Source organism: uncultured Solobacterium sp., from assembly GCF_963550625.1.
Classification (GTDB): Bacteria; Bacillota_I; Bacilli_A; order Erysipelotrichales; family Erysipelotrichaceae; genus Bulleidia.
Map to the genome: position 1 here is coordinate 126,383 of NZ_CAUVCV010000003.1, position 22,571 is coordinate 148,953.

The window sequence follows — 22,571 nt, forward strand, 5'->3', positions numbered from 1 at the left end:
ATATGAAGTGGTATGAACAAAAATATGTAAATCATCGAGATTGGATACTTGATCAAATGGGCTTGCTTGGTATGGATAGTATAGAGCTTGTCGTTGTTTTACTCATTGATTTTATGAATCAAAATCATATGGAAATCACAATGGATGCCCTTCGGGAAAAAACAGGAATACAAGAAGAGGAATTAAACCGTGTCATTTCTGCACTTTGTGCAAAGAAATATTTAAAGATAAAAGCTTCCGCAAGAGCTGTTGTCTTCGACTTATCAGGACTATTTGAAACGGATATCGCTAGAGTTGAAAATATTCTAGATCGTTCACTCATCGATACATTTGAAACAGAATTCGGCAGAACGCTAAGTCAAAATGAAATGCAGAAAATTAGTGATTGGAATAAAGTGACAGACAAACGTTTGATTATTGCGGCATTACGTGAAGCTAGTGCTTACCAACATCTAAACTTAGGGTATATTGAAAAGATTTTATCTGATTGGAAACAGAAGAATATCACAGCAGATTCCATAGGAACGGAGAAAAAATAATGGAACGTTTATCTGTACCATTTATTTTGGAGTATCTACAGAAGTTACATCCAAACGCACATTGTGAATTGACACATCGTAATCCCTATGAACTATCTGTTGCGGTAATCCTTTCTGCCCAAACAACAGACGTATCCGTTAATCGTGTAACACCTGCATTATTTAAAGCGTATCCATCTCCATACGAGTTAGCAAAAGCACCAACCAAGGATGTAGAGAAGTATATTGCATCTCTTGGTTTATATCGTAATAAGGCGAAACAAATCGTAGGATTTGCCAAAGGTGTTGTCGAACAGTTTGGTGGAAAAGTTCCGCAAACGATGGAAGAATTAACGACATTACCGGGTATTGGTAGAAAGTGTGCAAATGTCATTATGGCTGAATGTTTTAATATTCCAAGCATAGCTGTAGATACACACGTTGCACGAATCTCTAGAAGACTTGGACTATGTTATCAAAAGGATGATGTGGAAAAGATAGAGCGTAAGTTAATGCGTAAGATTCCACGTGATCGTTGGATTAAAACCCATCATCAGATGATATTCTTTGGTCGCTATCTCTGTCATGCACGTAATCCAGAGTGTTACCGTTGTCCATTCGTGAATGGATGTCATGAAAAACAGAAGAATTTAACACCACCTAAAACAAAATAACCTTTCATCTCTATTTTAAAAGGGGGAGAACTAATGAGATCATATGTTATATCAGCTTGTTCGCCAGCTGATTTAAATAAACACTATTTTGAAGAACGAAATATTCCATATTTATGTTTTGAATATGAACTGGCTGATACAACCTATACAGATGACTTATTTGAATCTGTATCCGCTGGTGACTTCTATCAAGCAATGGTAGATGGTGCAATGACACGTACTTCACAGATGAACCAGATTGGTTACGAAAATTTTTTTGAGAGTATTTTAAAAGAAGGAAATGACTTATTGCACTTTACATTATCTTCTGGAATCTCTGGTACCTATAACTCTGCACGCATGGCGGCAGAAGCAATGCGTGAAAAATATCCAGAACGTAAAATCTATGTTGTGGATTCTAAGAATGCTTCTTCAGGTTTTGGATTACTTGTAGAAAAGGCAAAGGAACTCCAGGAGTCTGGCATGGATATTGATACACTTCATGAATGGATTGAAGCACATAAATTAGAATGTCATGCATGGTTTTTCTCAGGCGATTTAACTTTCTTTATCCGCGGTGGAAGAATCTCAAAGACGGCAGGAACCATTGGTAATATGTTGCGAATTTGTCCGTTAATGCAGGTGGATTCAGAAGGGAAGCTTGTTGTACGTCAGAAAGTCCATGGTAAGAAAAAAGTAATGCGTGCCATCGTAGAAAAGATGGAAGAATATGCCGAGAATGGTCATGACTATAATTGGAAAGTCTTTATCTCTCACAGTAATTGTTTAGAGGATGCGAATGCAGTAAAAGAGTTGGTCGAAGAGAAGTTTCCAAATACAAAAGGGAAGATTACTATCTTCAATATTGGGCCAATTATTGGCGCGCATACAGGGCCTGGAACAGTCACATTGTTCTTCTGGGGTAAGGATCGTTCTGTAATTGAAAAAATTGCATAATACATTTTTTCAATGATAGGGAAACCTATCATTTTTTTAGCGATGAAACTTTGGGTTGATACAAATATAATGGGAAAAGCGAAAAAGAATATATTATTATGAGTTGTCACATGATTCTATAGATGTTACGATAGTATGGCTTATGAGGGATTACTCATAACAGGGAGGGAAAATGAAAAAGTTAACAGCATTATTAGCTAGTGCAACAATGGCTTTGTCACTTGTAGGATGCTCAACAGGTAAGACATATACTGGTGAAGCATTTGGCCATGACAAGGAAAACCCAGTTAAAGTTACTTTAACAATCAAAGATAAGACAATCACTAAGGTAGAAGTTGATGCGTCTCATGAAACAAATGGTATTGGTTCAAAGGCAGCAGAAACAATGCCAGGTGCAATCGTCGCAGCTAACTCATTAGAAGTTGACGGTGTATCAGGTGCTACACAGACATCCAAGGCTATCATCGAAGCAGCTACAGCAGCTTTGAAACAAGCAGGACTTGAACCATCAGATTTAGTAAGCAAGAATACAAGCACAACAAAGGCAAAGGATATTGAAGAGACAGTAGACGTTGTTGTAGTTGGTGCAGGTGGAGCTGGTATGACAGCCGCTATTACTGCAACAGATGCAGGTAAGAAAGTTATCGTAGTAGAAAGCCAACCAATTGCTGGTGGTAACTCTGTACGTTCAACAGGTGGTATGAATGCGGCTAAGACACCATACCAAGATAAGAATGAATTTAAAGAAGCTGCAGGTGTTGAAAAGACATTAGCGACCGCAGCAGAGAAGTTCGCAGATAACGCAACAATTACAGCGTTAGCAGCTACTGTTAAGGAACAATGGGATGCATACCAAGCAAACCCACAGGGATATTTTGATTCTGTTGAATTAATGGAATTAGATACACTAATCGGTGGTAAGGGCAAGAATAACCCAGAACTCGTTAAGGCTCTTGCGGAAAATTCTGCAGATGCTATTGAATGGTTAGCATCTATCGGCGCAGAAGTTAAGAACGTTGGTGCATTCGGTGGTGCTTCTGTTAAGAGACTTCACTATCCTGTTAATGAATCAGGTAAATCAATTGCCGTAGGTTCATATATCGTTCCAATCTTAGAAAAGAACTTACAAGATCGTAATGTTCAGTTCTTATTTGATACAACAGCTAACGAAATCATCATGAAGGATGGTAAGGCAGTTGGTATCAAGGCTACAGGTAAGGATGGTCACAAGGTAACTATCAATGCGAAGTCAGTTGTAATCGCAACTGGTGGATTCGGTGCTAACGCTGAAATGGTTGAAAAGTACAAGCCAGAATTAAAGGGCTTTGCGACAACAAATGCAGAAGGTGCACAGGGTCAGGGTATTGATATGGCTACAGCAGCAGGTTCTGCTACAGTAGATATGGATCAGATTCAGATTCACCCAACAGTACATATTGAAGAAGATGGCAATGCACACTTAATCACAGAAAAACTTCGTGGAGATGGTGCTATCTTAGTAAACGCTGAAGGTAAGAGATTCTATGATGAAGTTTCTACACGTGATAAGGTATCTGCAGCTATTATCGCTCAACCAGAAAAGAGTGCTTGGTTAGTGATTGATCAGTCAATGGTTGATAAGTCTGCTGTTATCGCTGGCTACATCAAGTCTGGTTACACAGTAACAGGTGCTACATATGAAGAACTCGCAAAGGCTATGGGTGTTGATGAAACGACATTCGTAAGCACAATGAATACTTGGAATCAAGCAGTAGAAGCTAAGAGTGATGCGGAATTCAACCGTACAAGCTTCGCAAATCCTTTAAATACAGCTCCTTATTATGCAATTAAGATTACACCTGCTGTTCACCATACAATGGGTGGTATCGTAATCAATCCTAAGGCAGAAGTATTAAATGAAAAGGGAGAAGCTATCTCTGGATTATTCGCTGCTGGTGAAGTGACTGGTGGTGTTCATGGCGCTAACCGTTTAGGTGGTAACGCTGTAGCTGACTTTATAGTATTCGGTAGAATCGCTGGACAAAGTGCAGCAGACAACGCTAAATAATCACATTTACATAAAGGATACCGATGAGGTATCCTTTTATGTACAACGGGAGAACATATGAAACTGAAAGATGTATTACGTCAGTATGACGAACAATCATTATATTTTTATGCAAGAGATCTAGGTATTAAAACGGTGAAAGATATTTTGCCAGAAGAACTCTACGAAACAATAGTAGAGAGAATTCTCAATGATCACCATATCGAAAAAAGATTATCGATACTGGATGATCAAACCTATCAAGTATTCTTGCAGGTACTTAGAGATGAAGAAATTGAAGAGAAAGATAATCTACGTCTTGAGCGTTTATTGGATTACGATTTAATCGCATTTGAAGGGGATGAACTATTCGTTGTTGAGGAAGTAAAGGAAATCTTCCTAAACTTACAAAATGAATTATCCTTTCAACAAGAACGTTTACAGAAGGTATGGTTATTACAGTGCCAACAAGTTGTGACACACTATTGGGGAGAGTGTTCAATTGCACAGTTTCAAAAGTTACTCTGTTTGAAAGAGTGTTTTAGAGAAGCTGTTGATATTCAAGCTCTTTTACAAGACCTTCCTATAGCTGAGGTGCAGATAGCGGTGAAAGAGAACCAGGTTTATTGGCGCTCACTGCCAAATTCTGCCATGTTAAAGGAGTATCGCGTGTCTCAAAAACGATTTGACTACTATATACCTACAGTTGAAGAAATTGAGATGTTATTTGAATATGATTATGATATCCAACAAGAAGGCATCCAGAGATTAAAAACAATCCTATTATCAAATCAGATAGAGGAAGAAGAGGTTGACCAACTTCTACATGAAGTATGGAATGATCTTTCCTATGGTTTAGACTATGAAGGAATCTATACACGCTGTTTAGAAAATACAGGACTATCATCTACAGATTTACCTATCATCTTATTGAAAGAAATTGATCAAACTTGCCGTAAGTTTATCTATCGTGGCCATACATATCTAGAAACAATTCTAGAAACAATCAATTGAACAACTGGGCAAATGAATAACGAGGAGAATAGATAGGTGTTATAATCTCATATAATTTGAGGGAAAGAGGGATTATATGTTATTGAGCACAACAATCGGTATATTAATACCATTTATCGGCACATCTTTAGGTGCCGCAATGGTATTTGTCTTAAAAGATAAAATGAGTGAGAAGCTACAGAAAGGGTTAACTGGATTTGCGGCAGGTGTCATGGTCGCTGCATCTTTCTGGAGTTTATTAGTTCCTGCCCTGGAACAATCATCTTCCCTTGGAAAGTTATCCTTTATTCCTGCAGCTGTAGGCTTTTTGGTAGGTGTGGGTTTCTTATTATTCTTAGATGAAGTAACTCCACACATGCATTTAGATAACACAGAAGAGGGTCCTAAAGAGAATCGTTTATCACGTTCCATCAAGTTGATACTTGCAGTAACACTGCATAATATTCCAGAAGGAATGGCTGTTGGTGTTGTCTATGCAGGTTGGCTAAATGGAAATACTTCGATTACTTACTTTGGTGCACTTGCCTTAGCACTTGGTATTGCAATTCAAAACTTCCCAGAGGGTGCGATTGTGTCAATGCCACTTAGAGCAGAGGGAATGCCAAAGTGGAAGACCTTTGTATATGGTGTGTTATCAGGTTTGGTTGAACCAATTGGTTCTATTATCACAATTTTATTTGCGACACAAGTTGTACCATTACTACCGTACTTCTTAAGTTTTGCGGCAGGTGCGATGATGTATGTCGTTGTAGAAGAACTGATTCCTGAGATGTCAGAAGGAACACATACAAATATTGGAACGGTCTTATTCTCGTTAGGCTTTGTGACGATGATGATTTTAGATGTAGCACTTGGATAAAATGAAAACGATTCTTCGTAGGAAGAATCGTCTTTTATATTTTTCTCTTCTAAAGAGTATTTGTTTGGGTTGATTATGCAGAAACTTCTGCATAAGATTCATAGCGGTACTCGTTAATAATATTGATTGTACCGGATTCAGCTTCACGGACTAGTTCAGCTTGTCTGCTGGCATCTGCATATTCAATGACTGTACTACCGTTACTATTGGCTGTGTATTCAATTCTATAGCTCAATATGAAAAACCTCCTTTTCTTTCTTGGATAAATGAAATGTATTGTTACAACTTCCTTATCTTTGAAAGATTATAGGGCACAATATCTATTTTTGCAAATATAATGCATAGAAAAAGTCTTCCGAAGAAGACTTTTTAGAAGTAAATGTAGACTGTAACAGTAGAACCTTTTCTGATTTGTTTACCGATGAGGCTATTACCATTACTATCACGTACATCCTGTACTCTACCACTCATGGATGCGATGGTATCTCCAACAGCACGGTTAATTGTGATGTTGTTTGCGTTACCCCATTCAACGTATTGACGAGGGTCACTGTAACTTGGGACAGTGACTTTCGCAACTGGTGTGCGGAAGCTTACGCAGACTTCATTTGAAGCGACTGTATCTGTCTTTTCGTATCCATAGTAACCACATACCTGTGTATCCGTATCAGGTTGAAGACCATCGATTACCTTCGATAGTTTATCACCTGTGTAGTTAATCGTTGCGACAACAGCACTATTTTGAACGACACGAGCCTTATATGTAATTGGACCAGTGATCCAAGAAATATCGAAGGTCTTATCATCATGGCTTTCTTCAACCAGTTTCGCTGCGTCAGGATATGGTGTCCATTCGAAGTTTACAGTATCGTTACTATCATTATAAGAAGCTGTAAAGGATGATAGGTTTTGAGGAGTTGTAATGAGGTTTGTATATGTACCAAGTTTAGAGAACTCAGTCTTGACAAGACCTGTAGAAACATAATCAGATGGAATTGTATCATCTGGTGCGACATATGGGTATAGACCTTTGATATGGGTGATCTTACTAATACCTTCAGGCATTGCAAGTTCACCAGGAGTACCATAGATACCTTCTAATGTATCTAGAACAGTACTGATAATAGCACCAGGGATATTCATATTTAACTTCCATCTTGAGAAGTACGTATCTGCACCAGCAATGGCCTTTTCATAACCAGACCATACAGCAATTGTAAACTGTGTTGTTTGACCAACCATCCATTCATCCTTAGCGGCCCCAACTGGAATGCCATACTCAAGACCAGCATCACCCCAGTCAGATGTACCTGTCTTACCATATACTGGATAACCCTTACGAATTGCGTACATGTAGTTACCCCAGTCTTGGTCAACTGCATTACGCATCAAGTAAGAGGCGAGGTAAGCAGCTTGAGGGGATAGAACAGATGTTCCGGTTGTAGGAGCGACATATGGATCTTTCTGACCGTTACGGTAGAAGATTGTGTTGATTGTATGAGGCTTGATATAGTTACCACCATTAATAAGTACACCTGTAGCAGCTGCTAATTCCTTAGCAGATACACGCATATTACCACCACCAATCGCGAAACTAATATCAAATAGCTCTGGTTTAAACTGGCTAAATCCTAAAGAGGTTAAGTAGTTTGTAACACGCTGTACGCCTGATTTATCAATGACAGCTTGTAATGCGTTGATTGCGACAGAATTTAGAGAGAGACCAACAGCCTTAGATAAATCAACAACACCCCATTTTGTATTGTCGAAGTTATTGAATGTCCAGTTACCATACGTAACAGGCTTATCGACAACGGTATGAGAAGTTGCCCAACCTAAATCTTCAAACGCTAATGCGTAATCAAGTACTGGTTTGATTGCAGAACCAGGCTGGTTGAACTGTTCGGTAGCGTGATCCAACAACATCGATCCACCACTAGCCCAGTTTCTACCACCCATGATACCTACGATTTCACCTGTCTGGTTGTTGATAACGATAGAACCTAATTCATATAAGTCATCAGGGAAATCAATACCAGCTGTACCAGCCTGAATACTTTCAAGCTGTGCTTGCACAGTAGGGTTCATGTTTGTGTGGATTTCCATTGAAACGTTCATTGGATCAAGTCCAGTTACTTCACGAGCCTCTTTAAGAGCTGCATCAATATATGCCTGATATGTATAGTTTGAATTGAGTGTTGATTTTGAGTCAATGAGTAAGTCTTCAACTTTAATAGACTTGGCAAGGTCACATTCCTCTTGGGTAATGTAGCCATGGTAAACCATTAAGTCTAATACTGTATTACGACGTTTTGTCGCTTTATCAAGGTAATTATGTGGGTCAAATGTATATGGTGAGTTAATGACGCCTGCAAGCATTGCGCTTTCTGCAAGGTTTAATTCCCAAACATTCTTACCATAATACTGTAAGGATGCCTTTTGTACACCACGGATATTACCGACACCACCGAAATTCATCTTATTTAGATACATTGTAAAGATTTCTTCTTTGGAGGAATTCTTTTCAAGTTCCATTGCTAAAGCAATCTGCTGTACCTTATATTGGATGTTCTTGGTCTTGGAAGTTCCTGCTTGATCATCTACAAAGTAGGTTAACTTAACCAGCTGCATCGTAAATGTAGAACCACCTTGCATAGAACCACGAAGTACAGTTTCAATAATCGACTTTGTAAAACGTGGAATGTCAAATCCATTATGGCTAAAGAAGCGTGAGTCTTCGACTGCTAAGAATGCATCAATCATAGACTCTGGGATCTGATTATAAACAACGTTTTCACGTAGTGTTTGACCAACGTCAGCCAGCTTATTGCCATTTGCGTCTAGCACTATCGTGGATTGGAAGTTTGTAAAGTCATCCAGTTTGAATTCTGGTGTTCCTTTTAAGAGTGTACTAATAGCGATAGCACCAACAGCAGCTCCAACAAATTCAAAGCCAACGATGATTGCCATAAATAACGTTAGAATTCTAAAACCGTGTATCTTACGCTTTACGCCAGGTTTTTTCTTTTGTTTATTTGTCATTGTTTCCTCCTGAGATGAAGTATAACTGATCGATAATCTTTAAATAATCAATCGGAGTTACATATGTACTGGGAATCACATGCCCATAATCTTGAAACCATTGATAAGGGATGGAATTTCGCTCACTTTCTTTGACAAAGCGAATGACATCCTCAGCTTTTATATAATAGGTTTCATCGAACAATGTCCATTTTACAATCAAAAAGGCGATAGCACCATGATTGATTACATTTTGTAAATGTTGAACTTGGTGAGCATGTAGTGATTTGAGAGGAAAAGAGGTACGAGAAGCGCATTCCTTTGCCTCAAAATCGATGTATTTTCCACGATAGATACCATTGTAGTCGGTCGTAGAAGGAAGTTTAAAATAAGCTTCCGTTATCTTGGCAGCACTGCGTGCTGGATAATCGACTTTTACAATCGTAACCGGTGTTGGTTTCTTATGAATGACCGCTTTATCAATACTGAGATAAAACATATTTGTTACGTTAATATCTTTTTCAAGTGCCATACCTCTGCCACCAGCAGAAGTAGGTTTCGATATATATGCTTTTTTCTTTCCGTTTGGATAATTGACCATACAAAAAATTCCCATTTATATTATACAGATGTTCACATAAATAAGGAAGTTTTATTGCTTTTAGGATAGTGAAATGAGATAATAAATAAGCATTCATAGGAGGATAGTTATGGCTGGTAAATTAAATCTAGATCCACAGAAAATTGTTGATAAAGAACTTGATATTGATTTTAAGGGATATAATCCTGATCAAGTTGACCATCTTTTAGATGAGATCATTCAAGACTATCAGACATATGAAAATATGATTGCAGATTTAACAAAGAAGGCTGAAGAGTTGGAACGTACAAACGCTTCACTCCGTGCAAAGCTTATCGAAGTAGAAGGTAAGATCAAAGCACAAGAAGACTTAGATCCAATCTCACAAGGTGCTTCTAATGTTGATATTCTGAAACGTCTGAGTCGTCTTGAAAGACAAGTATTCTCAAACAATAACGAATAAGAAAATGATATACGTACATGAGGCAGTCGCTGGCACCTATGGTGTTAGAGGAAAGTCCATGCTCGCACCATCTGCGATGATGGTAGTGTTTGTGCCGGCCCAATCAATAAGACCGGGTATCGAAAGATAACGGCGGAGCGAGAACCTAAAACTTCGGTCATGGTTTAAGCCCTTAAGGTGTCACAGTGACGTAGCCGATAGGGAAACCTATCGGGTGGAACGAGATAAACCCCGCAAGCGAGAAACTCAAATTTGGTAGAGGAACTGCAGAAGGCGAACTGAAGCGTGATGCAGGTGCGAAAGCACAGATAAATGGCTGCCCCTGGAAACAGGACAGAACATGGCTTACAATTGTACGCATTTATGGAGGATGAATTTCCTCCTTTTTTCTTGCGTTCATACAGATATAAACAAATGATAGAATATGGTATACTAAAGAACGGTAAAGAGAGGGAAAATCATGAATCTTCCAAATCGATTGACATTATTCAGAATTGTACTGATTCCAGTAATTATTCTGGTTTATTTATTTCCATATAGTGCTTTTGGAATTACACCGATAAGTTTCTATGTACAACATGTATCAATCTCTGTGATTGATATCGCTGCTTTATTAATCTATATCTTAGCAGCCATCACAGATGCGATTGATGGCCATATTGCTCGTAGCAGAAATATGATTACTACATTTGGTAAGTTTGCTGATCCTATCGCAGATAAGCTACTTACAACGACAATGTTCCTATTGTTTATCTCTAGAGGTATTATCCCGGTTATCCCAGTTATTATTATGATTGCACGTGATACGGTCGTGGATGGTTGTCGTATGATGGCGAGTGCAAATGGTAAGGTAGTTGCGGCTGGTATAATGGGTAAGCTAAAGACAGTGTTACAGATGGTCACAGTTGCGTTAATTCTATTAAACAATCTTCCATTTGAACTATTAGGATTACCAGTGAGTATGATCATGTTATGGTTCTCTGCACTAGTAAGTTTCATTTCTGGTGTACAGTACTTCATGCAGATGAAAGATGATATTTTAGAATCAAAATAATCGTGGAATTATTTTAAAACAAACATACATATAATCAGGAGGAGTTATTATGGCGGCAGAGAAAAAAGAAAAGACAGTTACCGCAGATAAGCGAGATCAACTACTTGCGGATGCACTTAAGGCAATTGAAAAGGAATACGGAAAAGGCAGTATTATGCGCCTTGGAGACCGTGCTGATGTATCAGTAGACGCAATCCCATCCGGTTCTTTAGCATTAGATAGTGCATTAGGTATCGGTGGTTACCCAAAGGGAAGAATCATTGAAATTTATGGACCAGAATCTTCTGGTAAGACAACACTTGCATTACATGCAATCGCAGAATGCCAAAAACAAGGTGGTAGATGTGCATTTATCGATGCAGAAAACGCAATTGATCCACTCTATGCTAAAAAGTTAGGTGTTGATATAGATGAACTCATCTTATCGCAACCAGACTCTGGTGAGCAGGCATTAGAAATTACAGAAGTATTGATTAAGTCAGGTGCGATTGACTTAGTTGTAATTGACTCTGTAGCTGCACTTGTCCCACAGGCTGAATTAGATGGTGAAATGGGAGATGCATCTGTAGGTTTACAGGCACGTTTGATGTCAAAGGCGATGCGTAAGTTAGCAGGTGTTATGAACCGTTCCAATACAACTGCAATCTTTATCAACCAGTTACGTGAAAAGGTTGGTATCATGTTTGGTAACCCAGAAACAACTCCAGGTGGTCGTGCACTGAAGTTCTACTCATCCGTACGTTTAGATGTACGTAAGGGCGAAGCACTCAAGGAAGGTAGTGAAGTAATCGGTTCTGCCACAAAGGTAAAGGTTGTTAAGAATAAGGTAGCTCCTCCATTTAAGGTGGCAGTAGTCAATATGATCTTTGGCCAAGGTATCTCTCATATCGATGAAGTTATCAGTTTAGCAGTAGAAAACGACATCATCGAAAAAGCAGGTGCTTGGTTCTCCTATAATGGAGAAAAACTTGGACAAGGCTTCAACTCTGTACGTGAGTATATGAAGAACCACCCAGAATTTGATGCAGAAATTACAGAACTTGTAAAAGCGAAGTTATTCCCTACAACAGAAGCTGATTCCACAGAAACAACAGAAGAATAATCGTTAGACCTTTACATAAAGTGTGAAGGTCTTTTCTTTCTATCAAGCAGGTAAAAGAAAAGAATTCTAATTTGTTGTATGATAATACTGTATGAAAATAAACTACTTAAAGTTCTATGAAGAACTTTCAAAAAACTATCAGACAGACGAAAAGAAAAATCAATTACGTCTGTGTAATAAAATTGTGACAAATACATATTACGTTGTATATCCATTACTGTTGTTATATCTATTTGCAAAACAAAGTGAAAAATTATTACCGACAATTCTGATTCCGCTACTTTCAATTGTCGCAATAACATTGTTACGAAAAGTTCTAGCACATCCTCGTCCTTACGAGGAATATCCAATTGACCAAATCCTAGAAAAAGAAACACAACATAATGCAATGCCTAGTCGACATGTATTTTCAGCCGCAATTATTGCAATGATGTGCTTCACGGTTTCTTCAATACTTGCATGCATACTACTAGTGCTAGCTGCAGTAGAAGGGTATATCCGTGTTGTAGGGGGAGTGCATTATCCACGGGATGTAATCGTTGGATATTTTCTTGGCGTTTTATTTGGACTATTGATCTTATAAAACGTTTAAGATTTTAAAGTTATATGATATAACATACTAGAAAGGTCACATCGTATGATGTGTGGTGATTGAGAAGAACATGCGCCTTTAATCCGATTTTAAACATATGAAAAGTGAACATTTTATAAACATCTTTTCATGCGTGGAAACGGATTAAAACCTCTATACAGAGATTTTTTATCTGCTTTTTTCGTATGAAAAGAGCAGATTTTTTGTAGGAGGTAGTGAATGATAGAAATTCATAATTTAACAATATGCCATCGATATGATTTACGTAAGATTATTGATAATTTTACACTTACAGTAAAACCAACTGACAAAATTGCTATCATTGGTGAAGAAGGAAATGGAAAATCAACATTGCTCAAATGTATCGTAGATTCACAACTCATAGAAAGTTATTGTGAAGTGCAAGGAGAGATACGTTCGAAGAACGAAAGAATAGGGTATTTACCCCAAGAGCTTGAACAAAAGCATGCAGAGAAAACTGTGTATGAATACTTCTGTGAAAGTGAAGCATTTTCACTAGCAACACCATCACAGCTAAATGATATTGCACATCGTTTAGGATGCGATGTAGAGATGTATTATCAAACACAGATGATGTCTTCACTTTCTGGTGGAGAAAAGATTAAGTATCAACTCGCAGCAATCCTTCTAGAACAGCCTAGTATTTTACTGCTAGATGAGCCATCCAATGACTTAGATATCAGTACGCTTGCATGGTTAGAGAAGTTTATCAAAAATGCTACGATTCCAATTATTTATATTTCACATGATGAAACACTACTGGCGAATACCGCAAATCGCATTGTTCATTTAGAACTCGTCAAACGTAAGACAGAAGCACGTCATACAATTATGAATATTGGTTATGATGAATATAAAGAGTTACGTGATAAACAATTTGATAAACAGATGATGGATGCACAAAGCGAGCGTCGTCAAGACAAGTTACGCATGGAAAAATACCAACAGGTTTACGAACGCGTCCAACATGAGCTACGTGTTGTATCGCGCCAAGCTCCACAGACTGCCGCTAATCTCAAGAAAAAGATGAGAAGTGTCAAAGCAATGGGAAAGCGTTTTGAAAGAGAACGTGAGAATATGACGGAGATTCCACTTCGTGAGGATGCGATATTCTTTCACTTTGATGTTGAACCATTTGCGAGTGATAAACAGATTCTCGATTATCACTTAGATAAGCTGATGACAAAAGATGAATCGAAAATACTAGCAAGTGATATTGCATTACAAGTATTTGGCAATCAAAAGATATGTATTGTTGGTAATAATGGTTGTGGGAAAACTACATTATTACATAAGATTCATGAATATTTGTCTGAAAGAGAAGATATCCATATTGGCTATATGCCACAAAATTATGACGAGATCCTAGATGCGTATGAATCACCAATTGATTTCTTAATAACTGTAGGGGATAAAGAAGATATCACACGGATACGTCAATATTTAGGTTCAATGAAGTTTACCTCTGATGAGATGGAACATTCATTACGAGAACTATCAGGTGGTCAACGTGCAAAGGTATTTATGCTAAAGATGCATCTGGAGGGAGCGAATGTCTTATTGTTGGATGAACCTACCCGCAACTTTTCTCCATTGTCTGCACCAGTTGTAAGAGAAGAGCTAAAAAACTTTGGCGGGGCAATCATCGCTGTATCCCATGATCGAAAGTTTATTCAGGAAGTTTTTGACGATATCTACTTGTTAAATGCAACGGGATTACATCGCTATATGATTGAATCGGAGTAAAACGCTTTCATTGTTTTGTGTGTCTATTGTGAAAATGTGAAAAAAACCGTATAATACTAAAGAGAGAAATCTCTAAGAATAATGGAGGATTAAAAATGGGGTATATCATTCATGACCCTGTAATTCCTGCCATTTTAGCTCTTATTCTAGGTATCTTTGTCGGCATCGGTATTATGAAGGTTGCTGGCAAACACGGTCTTGATCGTGCGATTACAAAATCGCAAGATATTCTTGAAGAAGCAAATTCAAAAGCAGAAACAATTACGCGCCAAGCTACTTTAGACGCGAAACAGCAAACTTACGAATTAAAACTACAGGCAGAAAAAGAGATTAAGAATCAACAAAATAAATTATTACAAGTTGAAAATAAACTCATGCGCCAGCAGGATAGTTTGAATTTCCGTGAGGAGAATCTTGCCCGAAAAGAGAAGAAAATTGACGAAAAAGATCAGCAGATTACTGGAAAACTTGCAGAGATCACTAAGATGGAAGAAGATTTGCAGGCTAAGATTGATCAGCAATTAGTTGAACTAGAGCGTGTGGCAAATATGTCACAGGCAGACGCAAAGGTAGAGTTGATGGAAGCTGTCGAAAAGAAGACAGAAGCCGAAATCGCTACTTACTTACGTGATAAACAAGAGGAAGCAGAAGCAGAAGCCTCTTCTGTTGCACGTAATATTATTTCTTTAGCGATTCATCGCTACTCACAAGAGGAAACAATCGAGCGTACCGTTAGTACAGTGACGCTTCCAAGTGAAGAGATGAAGGGACGTATCATCGGTCGTGAGGGAAGAAATATTAAGGCAATCGAACAGGCTACAGGTGTTGATTTAATTATTGATGACACACCAGATATTATTACTGTTTCTTGCTTTAACCCAATTCGTCGTGAAATCGCGCGTCAATCATTAGAAATTCTGATGAAGGATGGACGTATTCAACCAGGACGTATTGAGGAAGTTGTACAGAAAGTTACAGATGAACTTGAAGAGACAATCTTCAAGATTGGTAATGAAGCAGTATTCAAACTAGGTATTGGTAAGATGAATCGTGAACTAATCAAACTAGTAGGACGTATGAGATTCCGTTACAGCTATGGCCAAAACGGTTTATCACACTCTGTAGAAGTTGCGCACTTCGCTGGTATGATGGCTGCTGAATTAGGTTTAAACCAAGCACTTGCGAAGCGTGCAGGTTTATTACACGATATTGGTAAGGCATTAGACTTTGAAACAGAAGGAACACATGTTGAGTTAGGTTCCAAGGTTGCTAAGAAGTATGGTGAAAATCCAATCGTTATCAACTCTATTGAAGCTCACCATGGCGATACAGCTCCAACAGATATTATTTCTGTACTTGTCGCTGCAGCTGATACCATCAGTGCTGCTAGACCTGGTGCACGTTATGAATCTATGGAAGGCTACATTCAACGTCTAGAAAATCTTGAGAAGATTGCATTAGACTTTGAAGGAGTTGAGAAAGCATTCGCAATTCAAGCTGGACGTGAATTACGTGTTATGGTACAGCCTGAGAAGATTGATGATGTACGTATGGTGAAGGTAGCTCATGATATTCGTGAACGAATTGAAAATGAGATGACTTACCCAGGACAGATCAAGGTAACATTGATCCGTGAAGTACGTGCACAAGAATTAGCGAAATAAGAACCGGTTCACGGTTCTTTTTTTGAAAAAGATAGGGGAAATATGTTATGAGAGTGCTATTTTTAGGAGATATCGTCGCAAAGAGCGGACGTGATGCAGTTCTAGCACAACTAGACGCATTAAAAGAACAATATCAACCAGATTTTGTCATTGTAAATGCAGAGAATTCTGCACATGGCAAAGGGATTACATTCAAAATCTATAATCAATTACTCTTATCCGGTATCGATGTGATTACACTTGGTAACCATGCATTCTCCAAAACTGAAATCCTAAATCACTTTCCATCGATGAACAGTGTTGTACGTCCTGCCAATATGGAGCCATTCCATATTGGAAAAAGTTATGTCATCAAAGAAGTAAATGGAACACGTATTGCGGTTGTCAATCTAGTAGGAAAGGTATTCATGGATGTATGTCGTGAAGACCCTGTCATCACAATGGAAAAACTCTTAAAAGAGATTGACGCAGATATTATCTTTGTGGATTTACACGCAGAAGCCACTGCAGAAAAGATGACCTTCGTAAATTACTTTGCGCCAAGACTGACTGCAGTTATTGGTACACATACGCATGTACAAACTGCGGATGAACAAATTATCAACGGTTGTGCATATATCACAGATGCAGGAATGTGTGGGGTATATGCGTCGATCTTAGGAAGAGATACTGAGGAAGTCATTGCTAGAAGTATCTACAATGAATCCACACGTTATACACCTGCACAGGGTCCGGCAGTTATCTCTGGTGTCCTCATCGATATCGATGACAAAACAAATCGAGCAAACTTCATTGAACGGATTCAAATTCGTCCAAAAGGTTAGCATTTACTAACAAAATAGTAGGGTGCTATACTTTATGTAGTTCATAAAGGAGGACTCGAATAATGCCAGTTACAGTTGATAAAGATACTTGTATCGGTTGTGGTGCTTGCGTAGCAGTATGCCCAGTTGCAGCACTCGCTTTAGACGAAAATGGAAAGTCCGGATGTGATGAAGATGTATGTATCTCATGCTTCTCATGCATTCCAGTATGCCCAGTTTCAGCAATTACAGAAAAGAACTAAATATAAGAAAATCGGTGCCCACCGATTTTTTTATTCATATAGGTGATTGACAAGTGATTTTGCTTTGCTATGATAAAGATAACAAAAGCGTGTTACTGGAAAGCAGGCATTAGCTCATTGGAAAATTGTATTTTTCTGATGGGCTTTTTTCGTGGGAGGATTCTATGTTCTTATTTCATAAAAAATCAACTATTTATTCACCATGCAATGGTACATTCAAACCATTAAGTGAAGTAAAGGATGAGGTATTCTCGAAAGAACTAATGGGAAAAGGCTTTGCGGTTATTCCTGACACAGGAGATATCCATTCACCGGTTGATGGTAAAGTCACAATGGTATTTCCAACAAAACATGCGATTGGTATTACAGATAAAAACAATATTGAATATATTTTGCATATTGGTATCGATACTGTACAGTTAAAAGGGACAGGCTTTCAGACTAGCGTACAGGAAGGAGACAGCGTAAAGGCTGGAGACTTACTTGTAAACTGTGATTTAGCAATGCTAAAACAAGCAGGCTATCAAACAGATGTTCTTGTGATTGTGACAAATCATAAGGATGTGCGTATCAGACAAGCAGGTAACTTAAAAGTAAAGGAAGAGATAGCATATTGTGAAAACATATAATATTGCAAAAATACTAAATCATAACGTTGTTGTATGTCATAGCGATGATGATCCTAGAGAATATATTGTCTTTGGAAAGGGTATCGGTTTTCAAAAGAAAGAGAACGATATTGTTCCTACAGAACAAATACAAAACGTATATGAACTTGTCGACCTAAAAGATCGTAGACGCTATGAAGAGTTAGTCAATAGTGCAGATGATGAAGTAGTAGAAGTTACAGAAGAAGTCATCAGTGAGATGACAAACAGTTTTGGTGCATACGATAAGCGTATCCACCTGGCATTACTTGATCATATTCAATTTAGTGTAAAGCGTTACCGTGAAAAGATTACTGTTAAAAATGTATTCACGGATGAAATTCAATTCCTATATCCGAAGGAATTTCAATTCGCAAAGGAAGTGCTAGCGAAGATTAATGAACGCTTAAATATTAACTTGGATAACAGCGAGATTGGATTTATATGCATGCATATTCACGCTGCCTTACAGGGTGAAAGTGCCAGTCTTTCTACGATGATTGCACAGATATTAACAGAGACACTCGCAATCATCGAAAGAGAAATGCAAATCAATTTGAATGATTATGAAGTTGCGAAGCAGCGTTTGGTAACACACTTAAAGTTTGCCATCAAACGCTCAGTAGATGGGGTAGAGATTAACAACCTGATTGGTGATCTAGTTCATGATAAATATCGCAAGTCATACCAGATTGCATGCATGATAGGAGATCACATTGAAAATACATATGGCATTAGTATCGGAGAAGGAGAAAGATGCTATCTAACGATACATTTACAAAATATTGTGATGTATCGCAAATAATGGTTCGTACATGTGTAGTAAGGGGTATTACACATGTGGAATATAAGGAGGATATTTATGTTTAAGATGCTTCAAAAGATTGGTAAAGCATTCATGTTACCTATCGCAATTTTACCAGCAGCTGGTTTATTGTTAGGTATCGGTGGAGCTTTATCCAACCCTACTACAGTGGCGACATATCCTGTATTAAATAATCCAGTATTACAGGGTGTCTTCACAATTATGAGTGAAGCGGGAACAGTTGTTTTCGCAAATCTAGCAATGTTATTATGCGTTGGTCTATGTATTGGACTTGCAAAGCGTGACAAGGGAACTGCTGCCTTAGCTGGTGTTGTTGGTTTCTTAGTAATGAACGCTACAATTAAGGCGTTGTTAGGTATTTTCTCACCTGAAGGTGCAGCAATTGATACTGGTGTTGTTGGTGCAATCGTTGTTGGTTTAGTTGCTGTTACATTACACAACAAATATCAGAACATTGAATTACCACAGGTACTAGGATTCTTCGGTGGATCACGCTTCGTACCAATCGTTACTTCATTCGCAAGTATTTTCGTTGGTGCAGTGTTCTTCTTGATATGGCCACCATTCCAGACACTATTAGTATCTACAGGTGCTTTCATTGCACAAGCTGGTCCAGTTGGAACATTCTTCTATGGATTCTTAATGCGTCTATGTGGAGCTGTTGGTTTACACCACATGATTTATCCAATGTTCTGGTACACAGAACTTGGTGGTGTTGAAACTGTTGCAGGTGTCGCTGTAGCAGGTGCACAGAAGATCTTCTTTGCACAATTAGCAGATCCAAATCATATCGGTTTATATACAGAAGGAACACGTTTCTTCGCTGGTCGTTTCTCAACAATGATGTTCGGTTTACCAGCCGCATGTCTTGCGATGTACCATTGTGTACCTAAGGAAAGAAGAAGCAAATACAAGGGCTTATTCTTAAGTGTTGCGTTAACATCCTTTATTACAGGTATTACAGAACCAATCGAATTCATGTTCTTGTTCGTAAACCCAATTCTTTATGTCATCCACTCATTCTTTGATGGTGTAAGTTTCTTTATTGCAGATATTCTCAATATCTCTATTGGTAATACATTCTCTGGTGGTGTCATTGACTTTACACTCTTTGGTATCCTACAAGGAAACGCAAAGACAAACTGGATTTTAGAAATTCCATTTGGTTTGGTATGGGCATGTCTATACTACACATTCTTTAGATGGTATATTACAAAGTTCAACGTTATGACTCCTGGTCGTGGTGAAGAAAGTGATGATGCTGAACCAGTTGTAGAAACAAAGTCTACACTGAAGGAAGATAGTCATAAGATCATCGCTGCTTTAGGTGGTAAGGAAAATATCGAAGATGTTGACGCATGCATTACACGCTTACGTGTCAGTGTGAAGGATGTTGCGAAGGTTGATAAGGACACACTGAAGAAGTTAGGTGCTACAGACGTTCTTGAAGTTGGTGGAGGTATCCAAGCTATCTATGGTGCAAAGGCTATCCTCTACAAGAACAATATCGTAGAAATCTTAGGTATTGATGAATAATCAAGAAATTATTTCAGCCTTAAAAGGAAAACTAGTCATCTCTTGTCAAGCGCTGCCAGGAGAACCACTCTATACAGAAGCGGGTGGAATTATGCCGTTAATGGCCTATGCGGCAGAGCTAGCAGGAGCCAGTGGTATCCGTTGTAATTCAGTACGAGATATTAACGAAATTCGTGCGAAAGTAAAGCTTCCAACGATTGGAATTATCAAGCAAGATTATTTGGACTCACCAATCTATATAACCCCTACATTTGAAGAAGTGAGTGCACTTGTACAAACAGGCACGGAGATTATTGCCTTAGACTATACAGATCGCATTCATCCAAATAACGTCAAACGCGAAGAATTATTCCATCAAATCAAACAAGCATATCCAAATCAACTACTCATGGCAGATATCTCGAATTTTGATGAGGCGAAAGCTGCAGTAGAAATTGGCTTTGACTTTGTTGGTACAACACTAAACGGTTACGTTGGAGACGATAAGACAGAAGGGCCAAACTTTGATTTGGTATCTAGAATCGTCAAAGAATTAGACTGTCGTTGTATTGCGGAAGGTAGAATCCATGAGCCATCCCAAGCCCGTAAAATGCTAGAACTTGGAGCCTTTGCGGTAGTGGTTGGTGGAGCGATTACACGTCCACTTGAAATTGCGACAAGATTTATCAAAGAAATCAACAAGGACCGCTGAATTGCGGTCCTTTTTCTTGTGCATAAGAGGTCAGTATTCTGTATAATAGTACCGATAGAGGTTGAAGATGAAAAGAGAAGATTTTATCCTTCCGGTTCATGCGGAAGAAAGAAAACGAACAAAGAAAAATATAGAGAGTACTTTTAGTAACTTTCAGATAAGCGATGATATCGTAAATCTTGGTTATGGAAAGAAGTACTTTATACATACTTATGGTTGCCAAGCGAATGTACGTGATGGAGAAGCACTTGCAGGAATGATGGAAATGATGGGCTATACAAGCACCAATGTTCCAGATGATGCGGATGTATTATTCTTTAATACTTGTGCTATCCGTAAAGCGGCAGAAGACCGTGTATTATCCGATGTAAATAAGCTACGTTATTTAAAGGACCAGCGTCCAACAACGGTGTTCTGTATCTGTGGTTGTATGGCTCAAGAAGAAGAGACAGTCAAGCAGATTCTATCTGTATCACCACATGTAGATTTAATCTTTGGTACCCATAACATTCACCGTATGCCAAATCTTTTAGCAGAAGTGATTGAAAGCAATGAGCGCAAAGTAGAAGTATTCTCCCAAGAAGGAGATGTTGTCGAAGATGTACCAGTAAAGCGTTCCATGGATTCCAAAGGCTTTGTAAATATTATGTATGGTTGCGATAAGTTCTGTACGTACTGTATTGTTCCTTATACACGTGGTAGAGAGCGCTCACGTCGCATGGAAGATATTCTAAGAGAAGTGGAAGAACTAAAAGCTAGTGGACGTAAGGAAGTTGTTTTACTTGGTCAAAATGTCAACGCCTATGGCAAAGACCTAAAGATGGAAGATGGCTTTACACAACTGCTTGTGGCAGTTGCTAAAACTGGTATTGAACGTATAAGTTTCTATACAAGTCATCCAAGAGATTACAGTGCAACAACAATCGATGCGATGCGTGATTATCCAAACATCATGCCATTCTTACATCTACCTGTACAATCAGGTTCAAATGAAGTATTACGTCGTATGGCACGTGGATATACAGTTGAAAGATACAAGCAGTTATATGATGATCTTAAGAAGAAAGTACCACACATTGCATTCACAACAGACTTGATTGTCGGTTTCCCAAATGAAACCGATGAAGAATTTGAAGCGACATTAAATCTTGTGCGTTATTGTCGATTTGATATGGCATACGCATTTATCTACTCCCCAAGAGCAGGCACACCAGCCGCAAATATGGAAGATAATATTTCACTTGAAGTAAAGAAGGAAAGACTCGCAAGACTCAATGACTTACTAACTGAGATAGCGGAAGAAAATAACCGTCGCTTCTTAGGTGAAACAGTCAGCGTTCTATGTATTGGAACATCCAAGAGAAATAGCGAAGTCTATAGTGGATATAGTGCAGATAATAAACTTGTGAACTTCACAAGCAAAAAAGAATGTATCAATCAGATTGTAAATGTAGAAATTACCGCAACACATAGCTACTATCTTGAGGGTAAAGTTCTGTAAAATCGTCAGTATTTGTTCTATAATAAAATAGGAT

22 protein-coding genes and 1 other RNA gene are annotated in these 22,571 nt (G+C 38.4%); 20 read left to right on the top strand and 3 right to left on the bottom strand.

Features of this window, described 5'->3' with window-relative positions; translation table 11 throughout:
* Nucleotides 1–2 precede the first annotated feature (2 nt).
* The 6 genes from RYK16_RS03375 to RYK16_RS03400 all read left to right on the top strand — a co-directional run bounded on the left by RYK16_RS03375 (nucleotide 3) and on the right by RYK16_RS03400 (nucleotide 6,027).
* Nucleotides 3–539: a DnaD domain protein gene (locus RYK16_RS03375; RefSeq protein ID WP_314850765.1), complete on the top strand. Its 537-nt coding sequence runs from the start codon at nucleotides 3–5 to the stop codon at nucleotides 537–539.
* The gene (gene nth, locus RYK16_RS03380; RefSeq protein ID WP_314850766.1) at nucleotides 539–1,192 is read left to right on the top strand and encodes an endonuclease III; all 654 of its coding nucleotides are present in this window, start codon (nucleotides 539–541) and stop codon (nucleotides 1,190–1,192) included. The genes RYK16_RS03375 and nth overlap by 1 nt, the downstream gene beginning before the upstream one ends.
* A 33-nt stretch (nucleotides 1,193–1,225) precedes the next feature.
* Nucleotides 1,226–2,128, top strand: coding sequence for a DegV family protein (locus RYK16_RS03385; protein WP_314850768.1), 903 nt, complete (start codon nucleotides 1,226–1,228; stop codon nucleotides 2,126–2,128).
* 172 nt (nucleotides 2,129–2,300) lie between these two features.
* The gene (locus RYK16_RS03390) at nucleotides 2,301–4,175 is read left to right on the top strand and encodes a flavocytochrome c (protein WP_314850769.1); all 1,875 of its coding nucleotides are present in this window, start codon (nucleotides 2,301–2,303) and stop codon (nucleotides 4,173–4,175) included.
* Nucleotides 4,176–4,232: 57 nt separating this feature from the next.
* On the top strand, nucleotides 4,233–5,168 hold the full coding sequence (locus RYK16_RS03395) for a hypothetical protein (protein WP_314850771.1): 936 nt from the start codon (nucleotides 4,233–4,235) through the stop codon (nucleotides 5,166–5,168).
* A gap of 76 nt (nucleotides 5,169–5,244) precedes the next feature.
* On the top strand, nucleotides 5,245–6,027 hold the full coding sequence (locus RYK16_RS03400; RefSeq protein WP_314850772.1) for a ZIP family metal transporter: 783 nt from the start codon (nucleotides 5,245–5,247) through the stop codon (nucleotides 6,025–6,027).
* 73 nt (nucleotides 6,028–6,100) lie between these two features.
* Here the strand turns inward: RYK16_RS03400 and RYK16_RS03405 are convergent, their stop codons facing one another.
* The 3 genes from RYK16_RS03405 to recU form a co-directional block, all read right to left on the bottom strand.
* On the bottom strand, nucleotides 6,101–6,262 hold the full coding sequence (locus RYK16_RS03405) for a hypothetical protein (RefSeq protein WP_294020383.1): 162 nt from the start codon (nucleotides 6,260–6,262) through the stop codon (nucleotides 6,101–6,103).
* 134 nt (nucleotides 6,263–6,396) lie between these two features.
* The gene (locus tag RYK16_RS03410) at nucleotides 6,397–9,069 is read right to left on the bottom strand and encodes a transglycosylase domain-containing protein (RefSeq protein WP_314850774.1); all 2,673 of its coding nucleotides are present in this window, start codon (nucleotides 9,067–9,069) and stop codon (nucleotides 6,397–6,399) included.
* On the bottom strand, nucleotides 9,059–9,649 hold the full coding sequence (gene recU / locus RYK16_RS03415; protein ID WP_314850775.1) for a Holliday junction resolvase RecU: 591 nt from the start codon (nucleotides 9,647–9,649) through the stop codon (nucleotides 9,059–9,061). The genes RYK16_RS03410 and recU overlap by 11 nt, the downstream gene beginning before the upstream one ends.
* A gap of 109 nt (nucleotides 9,650–9,758) precedes the next feature.
* Here recU and RYK16_RS03420 point away from each other — a divergent pair, with 109 nt between their 5' ends.
* From RYK16_RS03420 to miaB, 14 genes are all read left to right on the top strand, one after another.
* Nucleotides 9,759–10,091 (top strand): DivIVA domain-containing protein, encoded by a 333-nt coding sequence (locus RYK16_RS03420; protein ID WP_006526167.1) that lies wholly within the window; start codon nucleotides 9,759–9,761, stop codon nucleotides 10,089–10,091.
* Nucleotides 10,092–10,105: 14 nt separating this feature from the next.
* Nucleotides 10,106–10,444: RNase P RNA component class B (gene rnpB / locus RYK16_RS03425), an RNA gene on the top strand.
* Nucleotides 10,445–10,551: 107 nt separating this feature from the next.
* Nucleotides 10,552–11,145 (top strand): CDP-diacylglycerol--glycerol-3-phosphate 3-phosphatidyltransferase, encoded by a 594-nt coding sequence (gene pgsA, locus RYK16_RS03430; protein ID WP_314850777.1) that lies wholly within the window; start codon nucleotides 10,552–10,554, stop codon nucleotides 11,143–11,145.
* A gap of 49 nt (nucleotides 11,146–11,194) precedes the next feature.
* The gene (gene recA / locus RYK16_RS03435; RefSeq protein WP_314850778.1) at nucleotides 11,195–12,247 is read left to right on the top strand and encodes a recombinase RecA; all 1,053 of its coding nucleotides are present in this window, start codon (nucleotides 11,195–11,197) and stop codon (nucleotides 12,245–12,247) included.
* 91 nt (nucleotides 12,248–12,338) lie between these two features.
* The gene (locus RYK16_RS03440) at nucleotides 12,339–12,830 is read left to right on the top strand and encodes a phosphatase PAP2 family protein (protein WP_314850780.1); all 492 of its coding nucleotides are present in this window, start codon (nucleotides 12,339–12,341) and stop codon (nucleotides 12,828–12,830) included.
* A gap of 228 nt (nucleotides 12,831–13,058) precedes the next feature.
* Nucleotides 13,059–14,606, top strand: a complete 1,548-nt coding sequence (locus RYK16_RS03445; RefSeq protein WP_314850782.1) for an ATP-binding cassette domain-containing protein — start codon at nucleotides 13,059–13,061, stop codon at nucleotides 14,604–14,606.
* A 95-nt stretch (nucleotides 14,607–14,701) separates the two neighbouring features.
* Entirely contained in the window at nucleotides 14,702–16,270 is a 1,569-nt protein-coding gene (gene rny / locus RYK16_RS03450) for a ribonuclease Y (protein ID WP_314850783.1), read from the top strand.
* A gap of 47 nt (nucleotides 16,271–16,317) precedes the next feature.
* Nucleotides 16,318–17,094 carry a TIGR00282 family metallophosphoesterase gene (locus tag RYK16_RS03455; protein ID WP_314850785.1) on the top strand — a complete coding sequence of 259 codons (777 nt, stop codon included), beginning with the start codon at nucleotides 16,318–16,320 and terminating at the stop codon, nucleotides 17,092–17,094.
* 62 nt (nucleotides 17,095–17,156) lie between these two features.
* Nucleotides 17,157–17,336, top strand: a complete 180-nt coding sequence (locus tag RYK16_RS03460) for a 4Fe-4S binding protein (protein ID WP_294206100.1) — start codon at nucleotides 17,157–17,159, stop codon at nucleotides 17,334–17,336.
* Between the two features lie 164 nt (nucleotides 17,337–17,500).
* Nucleotides 17,501–17,965 carry a PTS glucose transporter subunit IIA gene (locus RYK16_RS03465; protein WP_314850787.1) on the top strand — a complete coding sequence of 155 codons (465 nt, stop codon included), beginning with the start codon at nucleotides 17,501–17,503 and terminating at the stop codon, nucleotides 17,963–17,965.
* On the top strand, nucleotides 17,952–18,788 hold the full coding sequence (locus RYK16_RS03470; protein WP_314850789.1) for a PRD domain-containing protein: 837 nt from the start codon (nucleotides 17,952–17,954) through the stop codon (nucleotides 18,786–18,788). Before RYK16_RS03465 ends, RYK16_RS03470 begins: the two co-directional genes overlap by 14 nt.
* A 57-nt stretch (nucleotides 18,789–18,845) precedes the next feature.
* Nucleotides 18,846–20,345: a PTS transporter subunit EIIC gene (locus RYK16_RS03475; RefSeq protein WP_314850790.1), complete on the top strand. Its 1,500-nt coding sequence runs from the start codon at nucleotides 18,846–18,848 to the stop codon at nucleotides 20,343–20,345.
* Entirely contained in the window at nucleotides 20,338–21,036 is a 699-nt protein-coding gene (locus tag RYK16_RS03480) for an N-acetylmannosamine-6-phosphate 2-epimerase (protein WP_314850791.1), read from the top strand. The genes RYK16_RS03475 and RYK16_RS03480 overlap by 8 nt, the downstream gene beginning before the upstream one ends.
* A gap of 67 nt (nucleotides 21,037–21,103) precedes the next feature.
* Nucleotides 21,104–22,537, top strand: coding sequence for a tRNA (N6-isopentenyl adenosine(37)-C2)-methylthiotransferase MiaB (gene miaB / locus RYK16_RS03485; RefSeq protein WP_314850793.1), 1,434 nt, complete (start codon nucleotides 21,104–21,106; stop codon nucleotides 22,535–22,537).
* The last annotated feature ends 34 nt before the right edge of the window (nucleotides 22,538–22,571 follow it).

Bases quoted from the DNA above. Each gene is read 5' to 3' on its own strand.
- RYK16_RS03375 (WP_314850765.1), top strand. From the start codon at position 3: ATGAAGTGGTATGAACAAAAATATGTAAATCATCGAGATTGGATACTT.
- nth (WP_314850766.1), top strand. From the start codon at position 539: ATGGAACGTTTATCTGTACCATTTATTTTGGAGTATCTACAGAAGTTA.
- RYK16_RS03385 (WP_314850768.1), top strand. From the start codon at position 1,226: ATGAGATCATATGTTATATCAGCTTGTTCGCCAGCTGATTTAAATAAA.
- RYK16_RS03390 (WP_314850769.1), top strand. From the start codon at position 2,301: ATGAAAAAGTTAACAGCATTATTAGCTAGTGCAACAATGGCTTTGTCA.
- RYK16_RS03395 (WP_314850771.1), top strand. From the start codon at position 4,233: ATGAAACTGAAAGATGTATTACGTCAGTATGACGAACAATCATTATAT.
- RYK16_RS03400 (WP_314850772.1), top strand. From the start codon at position 5,245: ATGTTATTGAGCACAACAATCGGTATATTAATACCATTTATCGGCACA.
- RYK16_RS03410 (WP_314850774.1), bottom strand. From the start codon at position 9,069: ATGACAAATAAACAAAAGAAAAAACCTGGCGTAAAGCGTAAGATACAC.
- recU (WP_314850775.1), bottom strand. From the start codon at position 9,649: ATGGTCAATTATCCAAACGGAAAGAAAAAAGCATATATATCGAAACCT.
- RYK16_RS03420 (WP_006526167.1), top strand. From the start codon at position 9,759: ATGGCTGGTAAATTAAATCTAGATCCACAGAAAATTGTTGATAAAGAA.
- pgsA (WP_314850777.1), top strand. From the start codon at position 10,552: ATGAATCTTCCAAATCGATTGACATTATTCAGAATTGTACTGATTCCA.
- recA (WP_314850778.1), top strand. From the start codon at position 11,195: ATGGCGGCAGAGAAAAAAGAAAAGACAGTTACCGCAGATAAGCGAGAT.
- RYK16_RS03440 (WP_314850780.1), top strand. From the start codon at position 12,339: ATGAAAATAAACTACTTAAAGTTCTATGAAGAACTTTCAAAAAACTAT.
- RYK16_RS03445 (WP_314850782.1), top strand. From the start codon at position 13,059: ATGATAGAAATTCATAATTTAACAATATGCCATCGATATGATTTACGT.
- rny (WP_314850783.1), top strand. From the start codon at position 14,702: ATGGGGTATATCATTCATGACCCTGTAATTCCTGCCATTTTAGCTCTT.
- RYK16_RS03455 (WP_314850785.1), top strand. From the start codon at position 16,318: ATGAGAGTGCTATTTTTAGGAGATATCGTCGCAAAGAGCGGACGTGAT.
- RYK16_RS03460 (WP_294206100.1), top strand. From the start codon at position 17,157: ATGCCAGTTACAGTTGATAAAGATACTTGTATCGGTTGTGGTGCTTGC.
- RYK16_RS03465 (WP_314850787.1), top strand. From the start codon at position 17,501: ATGTTCTTATTTCATAAAAAATCAACTATTTATTCACCATGCAATGGT.
- RYK16_RS03475 (WP_314850790.1), top strand. From the start codon at position 18,846: ATGTTTAAGATGCTTCAAAAGATTGGTAAAGCATTCATGTTACCTATC.
- RYK16_RS03480 (WP_314850791.1), top strand. From the start codon at position 20,338: ATGAATAATCAAGAAATTATTTCAGCCTTAAAAGGAAAACTAGTCATC.
- miaB (WP_314850793.1), top strand. From the start codon at position 21,104: ATGAAAAGAGAAGATTTTATCCTTCCGGTTCATGCGGAAGAAAGAAAA.